This window comes from uncultured Abyssibacter sp. (assembly GCF_964000955.1).
GTDB lineage: Bacteria > Pseudomonadota > Gammaproteobacteria > Nevskiales > OUC007 > Abyssibacter.
The window spans coordinates 1-17115 of record NZ_CAXFCL010000002.1; the positions used below are offsets into that span (position 1 = coordinate 1).

Sequence of the window (17115 nt, forward strand, 5' to 3'; positions counted from 1 at the left end):
GGGCGGCGCCGGGCGCGGACCACCGATTCGGGCTCCTGTTCCGGCAGCGGAATCACGTCCACCACCTCGGGCGTCCGCTCCGCGCCTTCCGCGTCAGCCGAACCCGGTCCGGCGTCTCGCCCGGATTGCGCCGGCGCCGGAAACGCGGCGGCCCACATCAAAACCACGATCGGCAAGGCGATCCATGCGCCCAGGCCGTGCGGCACACCCCATGTGTGCGTGTTCATTCCCTTTGTCTCCTCGCTGGTCGTTCCATCGACCGCTTCCGCGGCCCTCCCGCCGATGCGACGGAGGTCGACTCTTGTCGATAGAATGGTACACTGGTAGAACCATTGAACCAAACAAGCCAATCCCTGATGTTCGAAGCCGTTCAGAAACAGTCCGTCTCCGACGTGGTGTTCAACCAGTTGCGCGACCGCATCGTCAGCCAGCAGCTCAAGCCCGGCGAGGAACTGCCGGCCGAACGCGCGCTGTGCGAACTGCTCGACGTGAGCCGCAACGCCGTGCGCGAGGCGCTCAAGCGGCTGCAGCAGGCCGGGCTGGTCCAGGTTCGCCACGGCGGCGGCACAACGGTCAGCGACTACCGGGCGCAGGCCGGACCGGAATTGCTCGCCAGCCTGATGATCGACGCCGCCGGCCGCATCCAGGTCGGCGTGGCCCGCGGCGTGGTCCGCATGCGCCAGGTGTTGTCTCCGGAGATCGCCGCCGATGCCGCGACGCACGGCGGAGCTGCTGTCGCGGATCGGCTGGATGCCATCGTCCAGCAGATGCGCGCAGCCTCGGGCGCCGCCGAATTGCAGCCGCTGGCGCTGGAATTCTGGGACGTGCTGGTCGACGGCAGCGGCAACATCGCCTACCGGCTGGCCTTCAACTCACTGCGCAAGACCTACCAGCCGATCGCCCGGCTGATGACCGGCATGCTGGCCGACGAGTTTTCCAGGCTCGACAGCTTCGAAGCCATGGCGCAACACGTTCGGAACGGAGCGCGCGAGGCCGCCTTCGACGTCGCCCGTGACTACATCGACTCCAGCAGCCAGGCCATCAACCAGTTCCTGACCCTTTATGAACAGCATCTCGAGGGGACCTGACATGAGCACCGAGAAGACCAAACCACCGATGCCCACCACCGCGGGCGAAACCCTGCGCGAGCTCTACCGCAATGCCAGCCCGATCATCCTGACGATGCTCGCGGTAGGGCTGGTCGGCTATCGAATCTGGCTGGGCAACTGGCGCATGGCGGATCTGATCGCGCCACTCGCCATCCTGCTGATCTGGCCCTTCTTCGAATGGGTCATCCACGTGAAGCTGCTGCACATGAAGCCGCCACGCCTGTTCGGTCGGACCCTCGACCTGAACGTGGGCCGCTCGCACCGCAACCATCACGTGGCCCCGAACGACCTGTCGGACATCACCATCAATCTGGAGGTGTTCCCGACCGTGGTGCCGGTGATCTTCCTGCTGGGCTACACACTGATGCCCACCGTTGAACTCGCCACCGGCGCGCTGGCCATGTTCTTCGTCATGGCCTTGCACTACGAGTGGTGCCACTTCATGGCGCATGTGCGCTGGACGCCGCCCCTGTCGTACTACCGTCGCCGCCAGCGGATGCATCGGCTGCATCACTTCCGCAACGAGAACCTGTGGTGGGGCGTGTCCACCGGCATCGGCGACCTGGTGCTCGGCACCGCGCCGGACGCCGCCGACGCGCCGCGCTCGCCGACCGTCTACAACGTCAACGGCATGGCCACGGCGGAATCGACACAGCCTGGCTGATCCGGCGCCGCGCCCGCGGGATGGCCGTCAGCGCCCTGTCCGCAGGGTGGGAAACACCACGTCGACCGCCGACAGCGACTGGCGCATCCCGCACAACTCCTCGACCAGTCGCGCCGGTTCGAACGGGGAGCGGATTGCCTCCGGATCGATGACTTCGCGGGACCAGTGATTGCGAGGCACCCAGGGCAGGAACTTCGGAAACCACAGCCGTTGCTGATACTCGTCGGCCAGTTCGGTGTAGACAGGCAGCTGGTCCAGGGTGCGCAGCGCGCCCACGACCTCACCGCGGCTGAAGTCGGTGTCCGACGTGGCCGACGCGCTCAGATCGAACATGACGTCCTCGTCCTTCTGCCCACCCGGACGGTTGCCGTCTCGCAGATAGCGGACGAACTGGTAGAAGCGCATGGTGAGCTCCAGCGAATAGCGCCCGGGGCCAACCCGGTGGGCGCCGAGCAGAAACCAGACGAAATGCTCCTCGCGGTCGTAGTCATCGACCGGATCGCCGTCTTCCCGGTAGATCGCCACGGAGGCATAGCCGCCGCCCGACATGACATACGCACGCTGCAAGCCGTGGATCACGGAATCAACGTAGGCGTCCTCCAGCCGTTCCTCGCCAAAATGCAGCTCACCAAATCCCTTGTGCCTGCCCCCGCTCAACGTCATCGCTCATCCCCGTTCCGTGATGCCTCGGGCCGGCGCCGGGCGGCCCGGTCGCGTCCCGGCAGCGGCCGCATCGCCTGCTGCATGCCCGCGCCCCGCCACTCGGGGTGACGCGCGCTCTGTTCCTTCATCGCCCTGCGAAACCGCCACCAGGCACGAGGCCCGGGCAGACGCGGTATATGCGCCAGCTCCCAGTGAATCCCGTTGATCGGATCATCGAAGAACACCGCGTAGTAACCGGGCGCGTAGACGGCGTATTCCGCCGGCTCCTCCGTCACGGGAACGTCGTTGGCCATCAGGAAATTCCGGTGGAAGGCTTCCACCTCGCCGCGGTTTCTCGCCCACAAAGCGATGTGGTGAATGCCGGTCGCGCGATCCTCGTGATGCAACCTGCCGCCTGACTTCGCCGGCTGAATACCGATGTAGCTGTGAGGAAGCGGAAACCGCGCGATGTAGTAAGTCGACCGATACCCGATATCCATCGTCCAGAAGCTCCTGTACCCGAGCCAGCCGAACATCCGGTCGTAGAAGTCGACGGACTCCTCATACTTGAGCACCGAGAATTCCACGTGATTGACGCCGCGCCAGCGCATGATGATCTCCGTCGGGAGGCTTCGGGTGCGACGTCAGGGCGTCAGCAACACCTTGCCGAAGTTCTTGCGATCCTGGATGTAGCGATGCGCAGCGGCCGCCTCGTCAAAGGTGAAACTGCGGTCGACCTGCGGCCGGATCGCTCCATCACTGTAGTACTCCAGCAGCCGATCCAGCCAGGTATTGACCATTGCCGCCTCGTCCCACAAGTGGCCCATGTTCACGCCGAATACCGCCTTGTTCTCATTCATCAGCCGCAGCGGGTTGAACGCGAAGAGCGGCATGCCGGACAGCGCACGGATCAGCGTGCCGATCTTGCTGCTGCGCCCGGTCGCCAGGCTGGACATGCCGAACATGCCCAGCCGCCCGGTCGGCGCCAACGCACGAAACCCCTTGGTGAACGACTTGCCACCGACCGCGTCCAGGATCAGCTCCACGCCACGTCCATCGGTCAGTTCCAGCACGCGCAGTTCGAAATCCTCGGTGCGGTAGTCGATGCAGGCGTCCACGCCCATCTCCAGCAACCGCGCGTGCTTGCCGGCGGACGCGGTACCGATCACGCGGGCGCCGATCCGCTTCGCCAGCTGCGTGGCCGCAATGCCCACGCCACCACCGGCACTGTGCACCAGCATCGTCTCATGCGCCTTGAGGCCGCCCATGACCTCGACGAGCTGATACGCCGTCAGATAGTTCACCGGGATCGCCGCGGCCTCGAGCAGGGACATCCCCTCCGGCAGCGCATGCACCTGAATCTGCGGCAGGCAGACTAGGCTGCTGTATCCGCCGAAGCGGCAAAGCCCCAGCACCTCGCGACCCACCCACGACGCATCGACGCCATCGCCAACCGCATCCACGGTCCCCGCGACCTCGTAGCCGACCACGACAGGCATCGGCGGCAGATCGGGATAAAGGCCGAGCCGGCCCATGATGTCGGCGAAATTGATGCCAGCGGCCGCGACACGAATCCGCAGCTCGCCGGGTGCCGGCGTCGGATCGGGCGCCTCGCGCAGTTCCAGCACGTCAGGGTCGCCGGCCTTCGGAATCCAGATCTGTTGCATCGATGCTCTCCTTGCATGCCGCGATGCACGGGAGCTTAGACGATCAGCCTGTCACTTCGACACCACGCGAATACCGTCCCGGGGACAGACCAACATGCCGGGCGAAGGCGACGCTGAATGCACTGGCGGATCCGTAGCCGACTGATTCCGCCACCTCGGTCACCGACATGTCACGTCGACGCAGGCGCTCCTTGGCAACCTCCATGCGCCAGGCATGCAGATACGCCTTCGGCGCCATGCCCAGTTTCCGCGAAAACCGTGCGAAAAACGCGGACCGGGAAAGCGAAGCGGCAGCTGCCAACTGCTCGACTGTCCAGGCATGGGCAATGTTCGCGTGCATCTGCTTCAACGCGATGGCAAGCCGCTTGTCGCCCAAGCCTCTCAGCAGGCCTGGAGGCGCGTCACCCGTCGTCGTGGCACGCATCGCCTCGATGAGCATCAGCTCGATCAGGCGCGAGCGGATCAACTCGCTACCCGGCATCTGGCCACTGGCCTCGTCGCCAACCAGCTGTACAAGCTGCGCCAGGCGTGCGGATTCCCTGACATGCACAACATCCGGCAACAGCGACACCAGCAGCGACGAGTTCGCGGAATCGAACTCGAAGGAACCACCAAGCGACCGCATGTCGGGCGAACCCGTCGGCTCACCGTAACGCAGTTCCTGAGTTCCGCCGGCGACCTGATCGGGATCGAAATGGACAGGCGGGGCCGCGATGAAACTCGAGAGGGTGAATGCGGGCGTCGTCGGCAGCAGCACGAAGTCGCCGGCCCGTATGTCGAGCGGTGCGTGCCCGCGCACCGTGAGACGGCAGCTGCCCTCAAGGACGACACAAAAGCTGGGCTTGCCAAACTCGCTGTAGTGCACCGCCCAGTTGCCCTTGCCACTCACGACGTTGGCAAACGCCGCGCGCGGGCTCAGCAGTTCCACAACCTGGGATAGCGGATCACTCACATCAGGACTTTTGAGAATTTTATGAGGACTTTTAGCCGTCGAACATCCTGAAACCTTGATCTATCGTGAGCTCCGGGTCAATCAACCAGGAGCAACACATCATGAAAACCGTCCTCGTCACCGGCTGCTCTTCCGGCTACGGGCTGGAAACGGCACGCCACCTTCACGTCCAGGGGTGGAATGTGATCGCGACGATGCGAACGCCAAGACCCGAGCGCCTTCCCGCCTCGGAGACCCTGCGCGTGCTGGCTCTGGACGTCACGAATGAAGAAAGCATCGCATCCACCATCGAGGCTTGCGGCCCCGTCGATGTCCTGGTGAACAACGCGGGCATCGGCCTCTTCGGTGCCTTCGAAGCGACACCGATGGCGACCATCCGGGAAGTGTTCGAGACCAATACATTCGGCGTCATGGCCATGTGCCAGGCGGTCATTCCCGGGTTTCGCGAACGCGGAGCCGGAACCATCATCAACGTCACATCCTCGGTGACGCTGGCACCGCACCCCCTGGTGTCGGTCTACAGCGCCAGCAAGACGGCCGTTGAAGGCTTCACCGCCTCCCTGCGCCATGAACTGGGACCGTTCAACATCGCCGTGAAACTCGTGGAGCCGGGCTACGGACCGACGACAGCCTTTGCCTCCAACGGCCAGCAGAGAATGCAGGGGTTGCTGCCGGACGCCTACGGCGACTACGCCGGTCAGGTGTTCGCGTCATTTTCGGACATCGCCGACTTCACCAGGGAATCGGATGTCGCGGAAACCATCCTGCGTGCGATCAATGACCGCTCGGAAGAACTCCACTTCCCCGCAGGGGCCGACGCCGTGGCCCTGGCGGCACAGCGACAACGTACCCCGTAGTCGTAAACGCCGGGCCGTGGGAAGAGGAGCCACGACCTGATGAGCACCCTGCACGACTGATTTTTTCAACAGCCATGGCGTAGACTGTCGGGCACCATGCAAACGCATCTGGATTTCCAGCCACGCGTGGGTCGCGAGGCCGACCGCGACGGCCTGTTCCACCCGGCCGTCACCGGCTGGCTGCGTTCGCGCTTCGGCCAGCCGACGGAGGTGCAGACGCGCGCCTGGACGGTTACGGCGGAGCATCGCAATGCGCTGATCGCGGCGCCCACCGGTTCCGGCAAGACGCTGGCGGCGTTTTTGTCGGCGATCAACGATCTGGTCGAGGCCGGCATCGCGCAGGGGCTGGAGAATTCGGTCCACGTGCTTTACGTGTCGCCGCTCAAGGCGTTGTCCAACGACATCCAGAAGAACCTGCAGGAGCCGCTGGCCGGCATCCGCGCGAACCTGACGGCGCTAGGCTATCCGGTTGTCGACATCCGCGATGGGGTGCGCACCGGCGACACGCCACAGTCCGAACGCGACAGGATGCGCCGCAACCCGCCGCACATCCTGGTGACGACGCCGGAGTCGCTGTTCATTCTCCTCACCTCCGATCGCGGCCGCCGCATGTTCGGCTCGCTGCGCACGATCATCGTCGACGAGCTGCACGCGGTGGCGGGCAGCAAGCGCGGCGCGCATCTGATGCTGTCGCTGGAACGCCTGGCCGCGCTGTGCCCGCGTACACCGGTGCGCATCGGCCTGTCGGCGACGGTCAAGCCGCTGGCGACGATGGCTGATTTCCTGATGGGCGGCGAGGCGGCGCCGCAGCGTGACGACATCGAGATCATCGATACCGGCCACGTGCGCGAACGCGACCTCGCATTGGAGATTCCGAACTCGCCGCTGACGGCGGTGATGGCCAACGAGGTCTGGGAGGAAATCTACGACCGCCTCGCCGCGCTGATCGCCGAGCACCGCACCACGCTGATCTTCGTCAACCAGCGCCGCGTCGCGGAGCGGGCGGCCAAGCATCTGGCCGAGCGGCTTGGCGAGGAGCACGTCACCGCGCATCACGGCAGCCTGGCCCGCGAGCACCGGCTCAAGGCCGAGCAGCGACTGAAGACCGGTCAGCTCAAGGCGCTGGTCGCGACCAGTTCGCTGGAGCTGGGCATCGACATCGGCGATATCGATCTGGTCTGCCAGCTCGGCTCGCCGCGGGCAATCAATGCGTTCCTGCAACGTGTCGGCCGCGCTGGTCACTGGATTGGCGCGATTCCCAAGGGCCGGCTGTTTCCGCTGGCGCTGGACGATCTGCTGGAATCGGCGGCGCTGCTGCACGCCATCGAACGGCAGGACCTGGACCGCATCCACATTCCCGATGCGCCGCTGGACGCGCTGGCGCAGCAGATCGTCGCCGAAGTCGGCTGCCAGGAGTGGTCGCTGGACGGGCTGTTCAAGCGACTGCGCCGCGCCCAGCCCTATCGCGAACTAAGCCTGGAGCGCTTCGAGCAGGTCGTGCAGATGCTGGCCGAGGGCTATGCCACGCGGCGGGGCCGCCGCGGCGCCTATGTGCACTACGACGCCGTGCACCGAATGTTGCGGCCGCGGCGCGGCGCCAAGCTCACCGCCGTCACCAATGCCGGCGTGATTCCGGACCAGTTCGACAGCGACGTGGTGCTGCTGCCGGAAGGCCATCGCATCGGTACGGTCGGGGAAGATTTCGCCTTCGAGGCCATCCCCGGCGATATCTTCCAGCTCGGCAACGCCTCTTATCGCATCGCCAAGGTCGAGACCGGCAAGGTGCTGGTCGAGGACGCCGGCGGCCAGCCACCGACGATTCCATTCTGGTTCGGCGAGGGCTTGGGCCGTACCGACGAGTTGTGCGCCGCCGTCTCGGCACTAAGCGCCACGGCGACGGACAAGCTCGCCGAAGACATAGAAACCTGTCGCGACTGGCTGGTGCGAGACATTCACCTGCCAACCGCCGCGGCCGACCAGCTCACCGACTACCTGGCCGCGTCGTGGACCGCGCTGGGCGTGCTGCCGACGCTGGAGACGATCGTCTTCGAACGCTTTTTCGATGATGTCGGCGACACCCATCTGGTGATCCATTCGCCCTACGGTTCGCGGCTCAACCGCGCCTGGGGGCTGGCGCTGCGCAAGCGCTTCTGCCGCCAGTTCAACTTCGAGCTGCAGGCCAGCGCACTGGACGACAGCATCGTGCTGTCGCTGGGCCCGACCCACAGCTTCGCCCTGGAGGATGTCAGCGGCTATCTGAAGTCCGCCTCGGTGCGAGACGTGCTGATCCAGGCGCTACTCGACGCGCCGATGTTCCCGACCCGCTGGCGCTGGGCGGCGACGTCCGCGCTGGCCATCCGACGCATGAACGGAGGCAAGAAGGTGCCGCCGCAGTTCCAGCGCTCGGATGCCGAGGACCTGCTCACGGTCGTATTCCCCGACCAGGTCGCCTGCGCCGAAAATCTGAGCGGCCCGCGCGAGGTGCCGGACCACCCGCTGGTGCAGCAGACGCTGTACGACTGCCTCAACGAGGTCATGGATATCGGCGGGCTGGAACGGCTGCTGTCCCGGATCGAGGCCGGCGAGGTCCGCGTCGTCTGCCGCGACCTGGCCGCGCCCTCCCCGCTCGCGCACGCCATCATCCACGCCAAGCCCTATACCTTCCTGGATGACGGCGAGGCCGAGGAACGCCGCACCCGCGCCATCAGCACCCGGCCGCTCATGGACCTGCGCACCGCCGCCGACATTGGCCGGCTGGACCCGGAGGCCATCGCCCGCGTACGCGACGAGGCCCAGCCCGGCATCGGCAACGCGGACGAGTTGCATGACGCGATGCTGACCTTTGGCTGCCTGACCGCCGATGAGGTGACCGCGCCGGCCGAGCCCATGCTCGCGCATCTGCACGCGCAGTCACGCGCCACGCGGCTGACGACACCCGGCGGCGTCACGCTGCATGTCGCAGCCGAACGATTGCATGGCTTTCTCGCCCTGCTTCCTGATGCGACGCTGTCGCCGACGATCCAGCCAGTCGGCAAGGACGCATCGGACGCGGACGACGCGTTGCGCGAGATCATCCGCAGCCGCATGGAATTGCTGGGGCCGGTGTCCATCGCCGCGCTGGCCCGCCAGCTCGGCATGGAATTCAGTCGCGTCGAAATCGCGCTGCTGCAACTGGAGGCCGAAGGCGCGGTGATGCGCGGCGCATTCACGGGGCCGGACGCGTCGGAATGGTGTGATCGCCGCCTGCTCGCCCGCATTCACCGCTACACCCGCGATACGCGGCGGGCGGAGATCCAGGCCGTCGCGCCGACCCAGTTCCTCCGCTTTCTGTTCCGCTGGCAGGGCGTGGCCCGCCGCGATGGCGAGTCCGACACCCGGCGCACGGGTGATCAGGCACTGCTCGCCGTGCTCCAGCAACTCGAAGGCTTTCCGGCACCGGCCATGGCCTGGGAACAGGACATCCTGCCGGCCCGCATCGGTGACTATCTGCCGATGATGCTGGACCGCCATTGCGCCGCCGGACGCGTGACCTGGGCACGACGCGCATCGGCCGGCGATGACGGCCGCCGCAAGGCCGGACCGATTCGCACTACGCCCATCTTCTGGAGCACCCGCGAACATCTGGGGCACTGGCAGCGGCCGGACCAGACGGCCGAATCCGGCCCGGAACTCTCGCCGCGCGCCGAGCGCGCGCTGGAAGCGCTGAAGACGCACGGCGCCAGCTTTCATTCCGACCTGCTGGCCGACACCGGCCTGCTCGGCGCCGAACTGGAAACCGCGCTGGGCGAGCTGGTGAGCCAGGGGCTGGTGACCTGCGATTCCTTCGCCGGACTGCGCGCCCTGCTCCAACCGTCATCGAAAAAGCGGGGGCGGCCAAGGCGTCGCGCCTCGGTGCGCGCGCTGGACCTGGACGAGTCGGGCCGCTGGTCGCTGACGCGGCAGCGCCGGGCCACTACTGATGACACCGCGCTGGCCGAACCGCATGTCGAGCACATCGCCCGCACACTGCTCGCCCGCTACGGCGTGGTGTTCCGAAAAATGCTGGAACGCGAGGACGGCCTGCCGCCCTGGCGAGACCTTTATTACGTCTACCGACGGCTGGAGGCACGCGGCGAGATTCGCGGCGGTCGTTTCGTCAGCGGGTTTTCCGGCGAGCAGTTCGCGCTGCCGGAGGCGGCGACCAGCCTCCGCACACTGCCGTCCGCCGACGACGGGACGCCGGAGTACGTGTCGATCTCGGCGGCCGACCCGCTGAACCTGGTCGGCATCCTCACTCCCGGTGACAAGGTCGCGCGAACCCCGGGCAATCGGGTGCTGTTCAGCAACGGCACGCCGGTGGCCACCCGCAGCGGGGGCGACGTGCAGTTACTGACGGAGATGGACGCGGCCCGAAGCTGGGACGCGCACACGCTGCTGATTCGCGGCACCGCGCAGTCGGCACCGCCGACCACGCGGCCACAGTAGCGTCTATTTCTCGACGAAGGCGCGTTCGATCACGTAGTCACCCGGCTCGCCGATGCCGGGCGAGATGGTGAAGCCGCGCTCGTCCAGAATCGATGCCGTGTCCTTCAGCATGCCCGGGCTGCCGCAAAGCATCGCGCGGTCATCCTCCGGGTTCATGGGCGGCAGGCCAAGGTCCTCGGTCAGCTTGTTCGAACGAATCAGATCGGTGATGCGGCCGCGATTGTGGAACTCCTCGCGCGTGACCGTCGGGTAGTAGATCAACTGGTCGCCGACCAGCTCGCCCAGGTATTCATGCTCCCTGAGTTCGTGCTCCAGCACCTGGCGATACGCCAGATCGTTCTGGTAGCGCACACCGTGAACCACGATCACCTTTTCGAAACGCTCGTAGCATTCCGGATCCTTGATCAGGCTCAGGAACGGCGCCAGACCGGTACCGGTGCCCAGCAGCCAGAGGTTCTTGCCCGGATTCAGGTCGTCCAGCACCAGGGTGCCGGTGGGCTTGCGGCTGACCAGAATCTCATCGCCGGACTTCAGGTGCTGCAAGCGCGATGTGAGCGGACCGTCCTGCACCTTGATGCTGAAGAACTCGAGAACGTCCTCGTGATTGGCGCTGGCGATGGAATAGGCACGCATGAGCTTCTTGCCTTCCAGGTCCAGCCCGACCATGACGAACTGGCCGTTGCGGAATCGCAACGCCTCGTCACGAGTGGTGGTGAAGCTGAAAAGCGTGTCGTTCCAGTGATGGACGCTGAGCACGGTTTCGGGTGCTACGGCTGCCATGGCTACGCCTGTGCGGAGGAAATTGGAAGCGCGACTTTAGGGTTGGCAACGCGGTGCTGCAATGCGGCATTCGCTTTTGTTATATCGATCAAACGCTTGTCGATGCCCGGAGCGCCGTTCTCGGGTTTCTCCAAATGAGAACGCTTCCGCAAATCATTTAAATTTTTCCGTAAAATCAATCAGTTAGCTTGCATAGTCGCAATCGCACCCGTATCCTCACGCAAAATTCACATCCAGACGCGGGTACCCCGGCGACAGGAGAGCTGCCATGAAAGGCGACAGCAAGGTCATCGAATATCTGAACGCCGGTCTCAAGAACGAGCTGACGGCGATCAATCAGTACTTCCTCCACTCACGCATGCTCCAGGACTGGGGCATCTACGAGCTGGCGAAGAAGGAATACGAGGAATCCATCGACGAGATGAAGCATGCCGATGCGCTGATCCAGCGCATTCTGTTTCTCGGCGGCCTGCCGAACCTGCAGGATCTCGGCAAGCTGTTCATCGGCGAGAACGTCCAGGAAATCCTCGAATGCGATCTCAAGATCGAGATGCAGGCGCATCCGCTGTACAAGGATGCCGTCGCGCATTGCGAGGCGGTCGGTGACTACGTGTCACGCGAACTGTTCGTGAAGATTCTGGAATCCGAGGAAGACCACATCGACTTCCTGGAAACCCAGCTGTCGCTGATCGGCAAGGTCGGCGAGCAGAACTACATTCAGACCCAGGTCGGCGTCGATCCGAATCAGGAGCCGAACCCGGCCATGTAAGCATCGCGGGCACGGCGGTCCACCCGCCGTGCCCGGGTCGTCAAACCTCAGAGCAACATCGCCACCCCGGCCCCGGGCCAGGCCCGCTTGATCGTGCCGGTAACCTTGGCGCTGTCGTGCATTTGCAGATCCACCTCGCGGTAGAACTTCAGATCACCCTCCACGCGCGTCCCCGGTCCGAGTACGACCTTGGGCACGTGACGGCTGCTGCCCTTGGTGGACTCGTAGACGATATCCCCGACGATTACCGAGTCGGTCCCCGTGTCCAGCGGGCTGTTGACCGTCTCGATACCGCCCTCGATACGCGAACGGGTGAAGCTGATGTCGCCGTTCACGGTCTCGATGCCATCCTTGACCGTGGCGCCGGAACCCAGGCGGATGTCGCCGTTCACCGATTCCACGCCTTCGCGAACCGTGAGGCCGTCACCCGACCGGATGCCGCCGTTGACGGACTCGATGCCGTCCACCGTGACGCCCTGGCCCAGCGTGATGGAACCGTTGACGACCTCGATGTCGGCGGCATGGCTGGAATCACCCAGCGCAATCGACCCGTTGACCGTTTCCAGATCGCCGACGCGGCTGTTCGGCCCGATCTTGATCGAACCGTTCACCAGACTGAAGTCGGCGTTCGGGTCGTCGATGCGTTCGATGTCCACCGAACCCGCGCAGGCCGAAGTCGCCAGTGCGCAGGCGACCAGACCGGATAACCAGACAGGCTGACGTCGAATCATGAATGCTGCTCCCTTCCTGTGGATGTGCAGAAACCGGGAGCATCGTGCATGCCAAGAATTTTATCCAGAAAATTCAGCATGTTAAGAACCATCACCGATGCCACGGCATACGGATTTGGTCACCCGAACCAAAGATTGGTGAAGCTCCCGGCCATCAGACTCAGGATGCGCCGACCCCGCGGACGGTCGCAGCCAGCCGTTCCGCTTACAATCGACGCCCTCCACTGACATGCCAGAGCCCGCGAATGGAATTGTTCATTGACTCAGCCGACCTCGACGAATTGCGCCACTGTGTCGCAGGCGGACTGGTGGATGGTGTCACGACCAACCCGTCGCTGGTCGCCAAGACCGGCAAGCCGTTTCACGAAACCGTGGTCGCCATCTGCGAACTGGTCGGCGGCCCGGTCAGCGCGGAGGTCACCGCGCTGGACACCGAAGCGATGCTGACCCAGGCCCGCGAACTCGCCGCGCTGCACAAGCACGTCGTGGTCAAGCTGCCGCTGACCCGTGACGGACTCGCTGCCTGCCGCGTGCTGAGCGAGGAAGGCATCAAGACCAATGTCACCCTGTGCTTCTCGGCGGTCCAGGGCCTGCTCGCCGCCAAGGCCGGCGCGACTTACGTCTCGCCGTTCATTGGCCGTCTGGACGACATCGGCCAGGCGGGCATGGACCTGATCCGCGACCTGCGCCAGGTGTTCGACAACTACGGATTCACCACCAAGGTGCTCGCCGCGAGCATCCGGCATCCGGAACATGTGCTTCAGGCCGCACTCGCCGGTGCGGATGCGTCGACCATACCGGCGGCGATATTCGGCAAGCTGCTGAATCACCCGCTGACCGACAGCGGCCTGGATCGCTTTCTCGCGGACTGGAAGAAGGCCGGACTCTGAACGCGACGCCGGCCGGATGATCTAGCCGACCCGGGAGCCCCGATAGACGAGGCCGGCTCTCGGCTTCTGATCACGTTCGCGCTCGGCCGTGGTCGCCGAACGGCTTTCCTCGACGGGCGCGCCGCGATACATGCGAGGCCGGCCGCTGGTGGCCTGCTCCGACGCGGCATCGGCCGAGGCCTGATCGATATGCGCCACGGCGCGCTCGAGGGCGGTGGTCAACTGAGCGACACGGATCGGCCGGACCACATCCGCGCCCTCGTGAGTCCGCCTGTCCCCGAAGCTAATCACCGCGACATTCGGCGGCGTGTAGCGCTGCACGGTCGGCAAATCGTCCACGCCGACGAACAGCAACTCTCCGGCCTGCCCGTTGACGTGCTCGAACGCGACACCGAGTTGCCCGGAAACCGAGTTGAGCGCCGAAATCAGCGTTCGTCGATGCGCGTCCGTCACGCCGACGAAGTCGAATCGAATCGGAGCCCGCTGCGGTCTGGCCATGTCCCTCTCCATGGAACCCAGCCAATCGCACTGCAACATTTACGCCACGCGAGAACCCCGCTGGTCGGAAACCGGCGACGCCGGACGCAGTCCCGCAGCCTACTCGCCGCCGTCAGCGGGTGCCGCCATCGCGGCCACCACGCTGTCGCCCCGCGCCTGCCTGAGCGCCAGACAAAGGTCGATCTGCTCCAGGCTTTGCGCGTAGAGCCTCGGCGCTCCGAACAGCTCATCGAGCTTCGGCTCGAAGAACGCGACCACCTCGTCACGTCGCGATGGCGTGCAGAAATGCTTGGTGCGCTCCACAAGCTGGCCGTGGGCCGACTCCGGAATCCGCGCCTTGATCGCGTCCAGCGACTCCCTCAGCCAGTCCCACGCCGCCGTTCGGGTTTCGGCGGACTCGAACTGCTGCCGCATGACATGCACCAGCTCGTTGCTGCGAAGCAGTTCGGTGAGCGCGCGCTCGCGCACCCGGGCCGCGATCGCCGGCTGCGGGGCACGGGCCAACGCGGTCAGGATGCGCTCACGCAACACGGCATCGGTACTGGCCTCGAAGCGAGCCCACAGACGCTCGGCGAACGCCTCTCCGTACTCGATCACGCCGGCCTCCAGCGCGGGCTCGACGATATCGCTGACCAGCGCCGAGGGATCGGGCAGGTCATCCGCCGGCCCGATGTAGCGATCGGCGGCCGCGGCCAGCCGGGCGCGCAGGTCCGGCGCATCGCCGTCCCGCACCAGCAGTTCGGCCAGTTCGCCACGCAACTGCGCATCGTTGCTGGATTCACCGGGATCAGGCCGCAGGCCTAGCTGCGCCTCGAAGCGCGGCAGGTACGCCTCGGTCAGCGCCGACCGCATCGCCGCCCGGGTGGCATCCTCAACCAGCCGATCCTGGATCTTTGCCCAGGACTTGCGCAGGCGGGTGGCCACCTCCCAGTTCGGTTGCGCGGCCAGGGTCGGCAACGCGGCCTTCAACGTCGAGAATTCCAGCGCGCCTGCGCGAAACGCCGCATCCAGATTGTCGACCAGCGACAGCTGTTCCGCCGCCGACAGTTCATCGATGCGATCCAGCAGGGCAGCCCACTGCGCTTCCGGCAGGGTCCAGCGGTAATACCCGGCGCCGGCGCTGTTGGGCAGCACGGCGTCGGGACAGCTCTGCAGCCGCAGTTCGGCACGGGGTTCGGTCAGCAGATGGCACCGCGCTTCAGTCTGGCCGTCGGCCAGTACCCGATAACAGACGGGCACCTGCCACTGCCCCGGCGTGTCGATGGCCGAGCCCAGGGGTCGGTAGCGTTCCTGCTCCAGAATCAGCGTCGGCTCATCGGCGCAGTCCAGCGCCGCGCGCACCAGCGGTACGCCGGGCTGCTCCAGAAAGCTGCGGAAGGCCGGGACGACGCGCTGGTCCTCGCTGCCATCGGCGATCGACTGCATGAAGTCGTCGGCGGTGGCGACGTCATTGGCATGCCGCGTCATGTGCAGCCGGACGCCGTCCCGGAACGCCGCTTCGCCGACGAAGCGCTCGAACATCGACAACACCGCGCCACCCTTGCGGTAGGTGATGCCGTCGAAGGCGTTGCTGATGTCGTCGTTCGCCTCGATCGGCTGCCGGATCTGGCGCGTGGAGGCCAGCGAGTCGATGGTCATCGTGTCCAGCGCACGACGCTGCAACTCCAGCGGCACGCCCAGCTGCGGATCCCACTGATCGGCGATCTTGTAAGACAACCAGGTCGCGAAGGCCTCGTTCAGCCAGATGTCGTCCCACCAGGCAGGGGTCACCAGATTGCCAAACCACTGGTGGGCCAGTTCATGGGCATGCGTGACACCGTACGCCCGGCGCAGCATCTTCGAGGCATGCTCGTCCAGCAGCAACCGCTGCTCCCGATAAATGATTGCTCCGACGTTCTCCATCGCGCCGTAGGCGAAATCGGGGGCGGCGATGATGTCCAGCTTGGGATACGGATGCGGGAGGCCGAAGTAGGCCTCCAGCCCGTCCAGCAGCGGGCCGGTGTTGTCCAGCGCGAACTGGAGATCCGGTCCCTTGCCCGCGGCGGCGGCGCCACGCAGCGGCAGCGGCTCGTCGCGAATGTCATTCGGCGGCAATCCGCCGGCGTCGTTGATATCCAGCGGGCCGACCACGAAGGCGATCAGATAGGTCGGAAGCGGCGGCGTCCTCTCGAACACGTGCCGGACGGCTCCGTCCACCGCGGTCTCGGTACGACGCGTGGGCGTGGAGCTGATGACGATGTTATCCGCCCCCGCCGAAACCGCCAGATCGAAGGGCACCTTGAAGCGCGGCTCGTCGAAACAGGGGAAAGCCAGGCGCGCCGAGATCGCCTCGAACTGGGTGAAGGCGTAGGCGCGGTCGTTCTCCACGACCTTGTAGAGCCCGTCCAGCGAATCGCTGAACGCGGCGCTGTAGTCGATGGTCAGCCTCGCCTGTCCGGCGGATACCGGAATCGGCAGGCTCAGACGAGCAACACCGCTGTCGTCAACCTGCTCGTACTCCGCCGCGATCAATGTGTCCCCGGCGCTGAGCGTGGCGGCGGACACCGTCAGGTTCTTGCCGTGCAGGTAAATCTCGTCGACCGGCTCGGTGAGCCGCACATCGATGACCACACGCCCGGAGAAGCCGTCGGTGTCGGGATCGATGCTCAGGTTCAGGGCATACGCGGTGGGCACGACAGCCTCGCCGAGCCGCCCCAGTGGCACCGATTGCTCTCGCACCGGGGTGTCGGACGACGGCGTCGACCATCCGGCCGGCGCGGCGGCATCACCGGCCGAGGTCGCATCATCGGAGCCGCCACAGCCGGCCAACAGCACCGCACCGCACGCTCCGAGCAAAAAAACGGCCCAACGGCTCATGCCAGGTTTCATCCTCAGCTCCGTGCTTGCTTGAATCGAATCGACACCCCGGTCGCCAGACACCACACGCGGGATGCCAGAATGTAACCAAACGTCGACGCGACCGCACAGGCGCACGGCGGCCCCGCAGACGTGTCCGCCCATCGCGAATGTGGCGATCTTAGGAAATTCAGAGATCTTTGCCGGTCCTTAACCCCAGACCGAACCTCATCGACAGGAGTCGAACATGATGCGCA

Annotated in this window: 15 protein-coding genes; 6 read left to right on the plus strand and 9 right to left on the minus strand. The window is 65.5% G+C overall.

The annotated features are described in order from the left end of the window. The coding region (locus tag ABNS06_RS00020; RefSeq protein ID WP_348671793.1) for a hypothetical protein at positions 1-227 on the minus strand (227 nt) is incomplete at its 3' end. Between the two features lie 129 nt (positions 228-356). Between ABNS06_RS00020 and ABNS06_RS00025 the strand changes: the two genes are divergently transcribed. Beyond that, positions 357-1088 carry a GntR family transcriptional regulator gene (locus ABNS06_RS00025; RefSeq protein ID WP_348671795.1) on the plus strand — a complete coding sequence of 244 codons (732 nt, stop codon included), beginning with the start codon at positions 357-359 and terminating at the stop codon, positions 1086-1088. 1 nt (position 1089) lies between these two features. Continuing rightward, the gene (locus ABNS06_RS00030) at positions 1090-1773 is read left to right on the plus strand and encodes a sterol desaturase family protein (RefSeq protein ID WP_348671796.1); all 684 of its coding nucleotides are present in this window, start codon (positions 1090-1092) and stop codon (positions 1771-1773) included. Between the two features lie 27 nt (positions 1774-1800). Here the strand turns inward: ABNS06_RS00030 and ABNS06_RS00035 are convergent, their stop codons facing one another. The 4 genes from ABNS06_RS00035 to ABNS06_RS00050 are packed head-to-tail and all read right to left on the minus strand — an operon-like array spanning position 1801 to position 5034. After that, positions 1801-2436, minus strand: coding sequence for a hypothetical protein (locus ABNS06_RS00035; RefSeq protein ID WP_348671797.1), 636 nt, complete (start codon positions 2434-2436; stop codon positions 1801-1803). Continuing rightward, positions 2433-3026, minus strand: coding sequence for a VOC family protein (locus ABNS06_RS00040; RefSeq protein WP_348671798.1), 594 nt, complete (start codon positions 3024-3026; stop codon positions 2433-2435). Before ABNS06_RS00040 ends, ABNS06_RS00035 begins: the two co-directional genes overlap by 4 nt. Positions 3027-3059: 33 nt before the next feature. Next, entirely contained in the window at positions 3060-4082 is a 1023-nt protein-coding gene (locus ABNS06_RS00045; RefSeq protein ID WP_348671799.1) for a medium chain dehydrogenase/reductase family protein, read from the minus strand. A gap of 43 nt (positions 4083-4125) precedes the next feature. After that, positions 4126-5034 (minus strand): AraC family transcriptional regulator, encoded by a 909-nt coding sequence (locus tag ABNS06_RS00050; RefSeq protein WP_348671801.1) that lies wholly within the window; start codon positions 5032-5034, stop codon positions 4126-4128. A 101-nt stretch (positions 5035-5135) separates the two neighbouring features. Between ABNS06_RS00050 and ABNS06_RS00055 the strand changes: the two genes are divergently transcribed. Both ABNS06_RS00055 and ABNS06_RS00060 read left to right on the plus strand, forming a co-directional pair. Further along, on the plus strand, positions 5136-5891 hold the full coding sequence (locus tag ABNS06_RS00055; RefSeq protein WP_348671803.1) for an SDR family oxidoreductase: 756 nt from the start codon (positions 5136-5138) through the stop codon (positions 5889-5891). Positions 5892-5987: 96 nt separating this feature from the next. Continuing rightward, a complete protein-coding gene (locus ABNS06_RS00060; RefSeq protein WP_348671805.1) occupies positions 5988-10355 on the plus strand; it encodes a DEAD/DEAH box helicase in 4368 nt (1455 codons plus the stop codon). A 3-nt stretch (positions 10356-10358) separates the two neighbouring features. Here ABNS06_RS00060 and ABNS06_RS00065 read toward each other — a convergent pair whose 3' ends face one another. Further along, positions 10359-11135: a ferredoxin--NADP reductase gene (locus tag ABNS06_RS00065; RefSeq protein ID WP_348671806.1), complete on the minus strand. Its 777-nt coding sequence runs from the start codon at positions 11133-11135 to the stop codon at positions 10359-10361. A 268-nt stretch (positions 11136-11403) separates the two neighbouring features. On the opposite strand from ABNS06_RS00065, the gene bfr reads away from it, so the two are divergent. Next, entirely contained in the window at positions 11404-11904 is a 501-nt protein-coding gene (gene bfr, locus ABNS06_RS00070; protein WP_348671808.1) for a bacterioferritin, read from the plus strand. A 47-nt stretch (positions 11905-11951) separates the two neighbouring features. Here bfr and ABNS06_RS00075 read toward each other — a convergent pair whose 3' ends face one another. After that, positions 11952-12635 (minus strand): hypothetical protein, encoded by a 684-nt coding sequence (locus tag ABNS06_RS00075; protein ID WP_348671810.1) that lies wholly within the window; start codon positions 12633-12635, stop codon positions 11952-11954. Positions 12636-12880: 245 nt separating this feature from the next. On the opposite strand from ABNS06_RS00075, the gene fsa reads away from it, so the two are divergent. Continuing rightward, positions 12881-13525 (plus strand): fructose-6-phosphate aldolase, encoded by a 645-nt coding sequence (fsa, locus tag ABNS06_RS00080; RefSeq protein WP_348671811.1) that lies wholly within the window; start codon positions 12881-12883, stop codon positions 13523-13525. Positions 13526-13546: 21 nt separating this feature from the next. Here fsa and ABNS06_RS00085 read toward each other — a convergent pair whose 3' ends face one another. Further along, complete coding sequence (locus ABNS06_RS00085; RefSeq protein WP_348671812.1) at positions 13547-14023, minus strand: hypothetical protein; 477 nt, start codon at positions 14021-14023, stop codon at positions 13547-13549. Between the two features lie 99 nt (positions 14024-14122). Beyond that, on the minus strand, positions 14123-16837 hold the full coding sequence (locus ABNS06_RS00090; RefSeq protein WP_348671814.1) for a M1 family metallopeptidase: 2715 nt from the start codon (positions 16835-16837) through the stop codon (positions 14123-14125). Between the last annotated feature and the right edge of the window lie 278 nt (positions 16838-17115).

Coding starts and splice junctions, on each gene's coding strand:
- ABNS06_RS00035 (WP_348671797.1), bottom strand. CDS start 2,436: ATGACGTTGAGCGGGGGCAGGCACAAGGGATTTGGTGAGCTGCATTTT.
- ABNS06_RS00045 (WP_348671799.1), bottom strand. CDS start 4,082: ATGCAACAGATCTGGATTCCGAAGGCCGGCGACCCTGACGTGCTGGAA.
- fsa (WP_348671811.1), top strand. CDS start 12,881: ATGGAATTGTTCATTGACTCAGCCGACCTCGACGAATTGCGCCACTGT.
- ABNS06_RS00085 (WP_348671812.1), bottom strand. CDS start 14,023: ATGGCCAGACCGCAGCGGGCTCCGATTCGATTCGACTTCGTCGGCGTG.
- ABNS06_RS00060 (WP_348671805.1), top strand. CDS start 5,988: ATGCAAACGCATCTGGATTTCCAGCCACGCGTGGGTCGCGAGGCCGAC.
- ABNS06_RS00030 (WP_348671796.1), top strand. CDS start 1,090: ATGAGCACCGAGAAGACCAAACCACCGATGCCCACCACCGCGGGCGAA.
- ABNS06_RS00025 (WP_348671795.1), top strand. CDS start 357: ATGTTCGAAGCCGTTCAGAAACAGTCCGTCTCCGACGTGGTGTTCAAC.
- ABNS06_RS00075 (WP_348671810.1), bottom strand. CDS start 12,635: ATGATTCGACGTCAGCCTGTCTGGTTATCCGGTCTGGTCGCCTGCGCA.
- bfr (WP_348671808.1), top strand. CDS start 11,404: ATGAAAGGCGACAGCAAGGTCATCGAATATCTGAACGCCGGTCTCAAG.
- ABNS06_RS00040 (WP_348671798.1), bottom strand. CDS start 3,026: ATGCGCTGGCGCGGCGTCAATCACGTGGAATTCTCGGTGCTCAAGTAT.
- ABNS06_RS00055 (WP_348671803.1), top strand. CDS start 5,136: ATGAAAACCGTCCTCGTCACCGGCTGCTCTTCCGGCTACGGGCTGGAA.
- ABNS06_RS00065 (WP_348671806.1), bottom strand. CDS start 11,135: ATGGCAGCCGTAGCACCCGAAACCGTGCTCAGCGTCCATCACTGGAAC.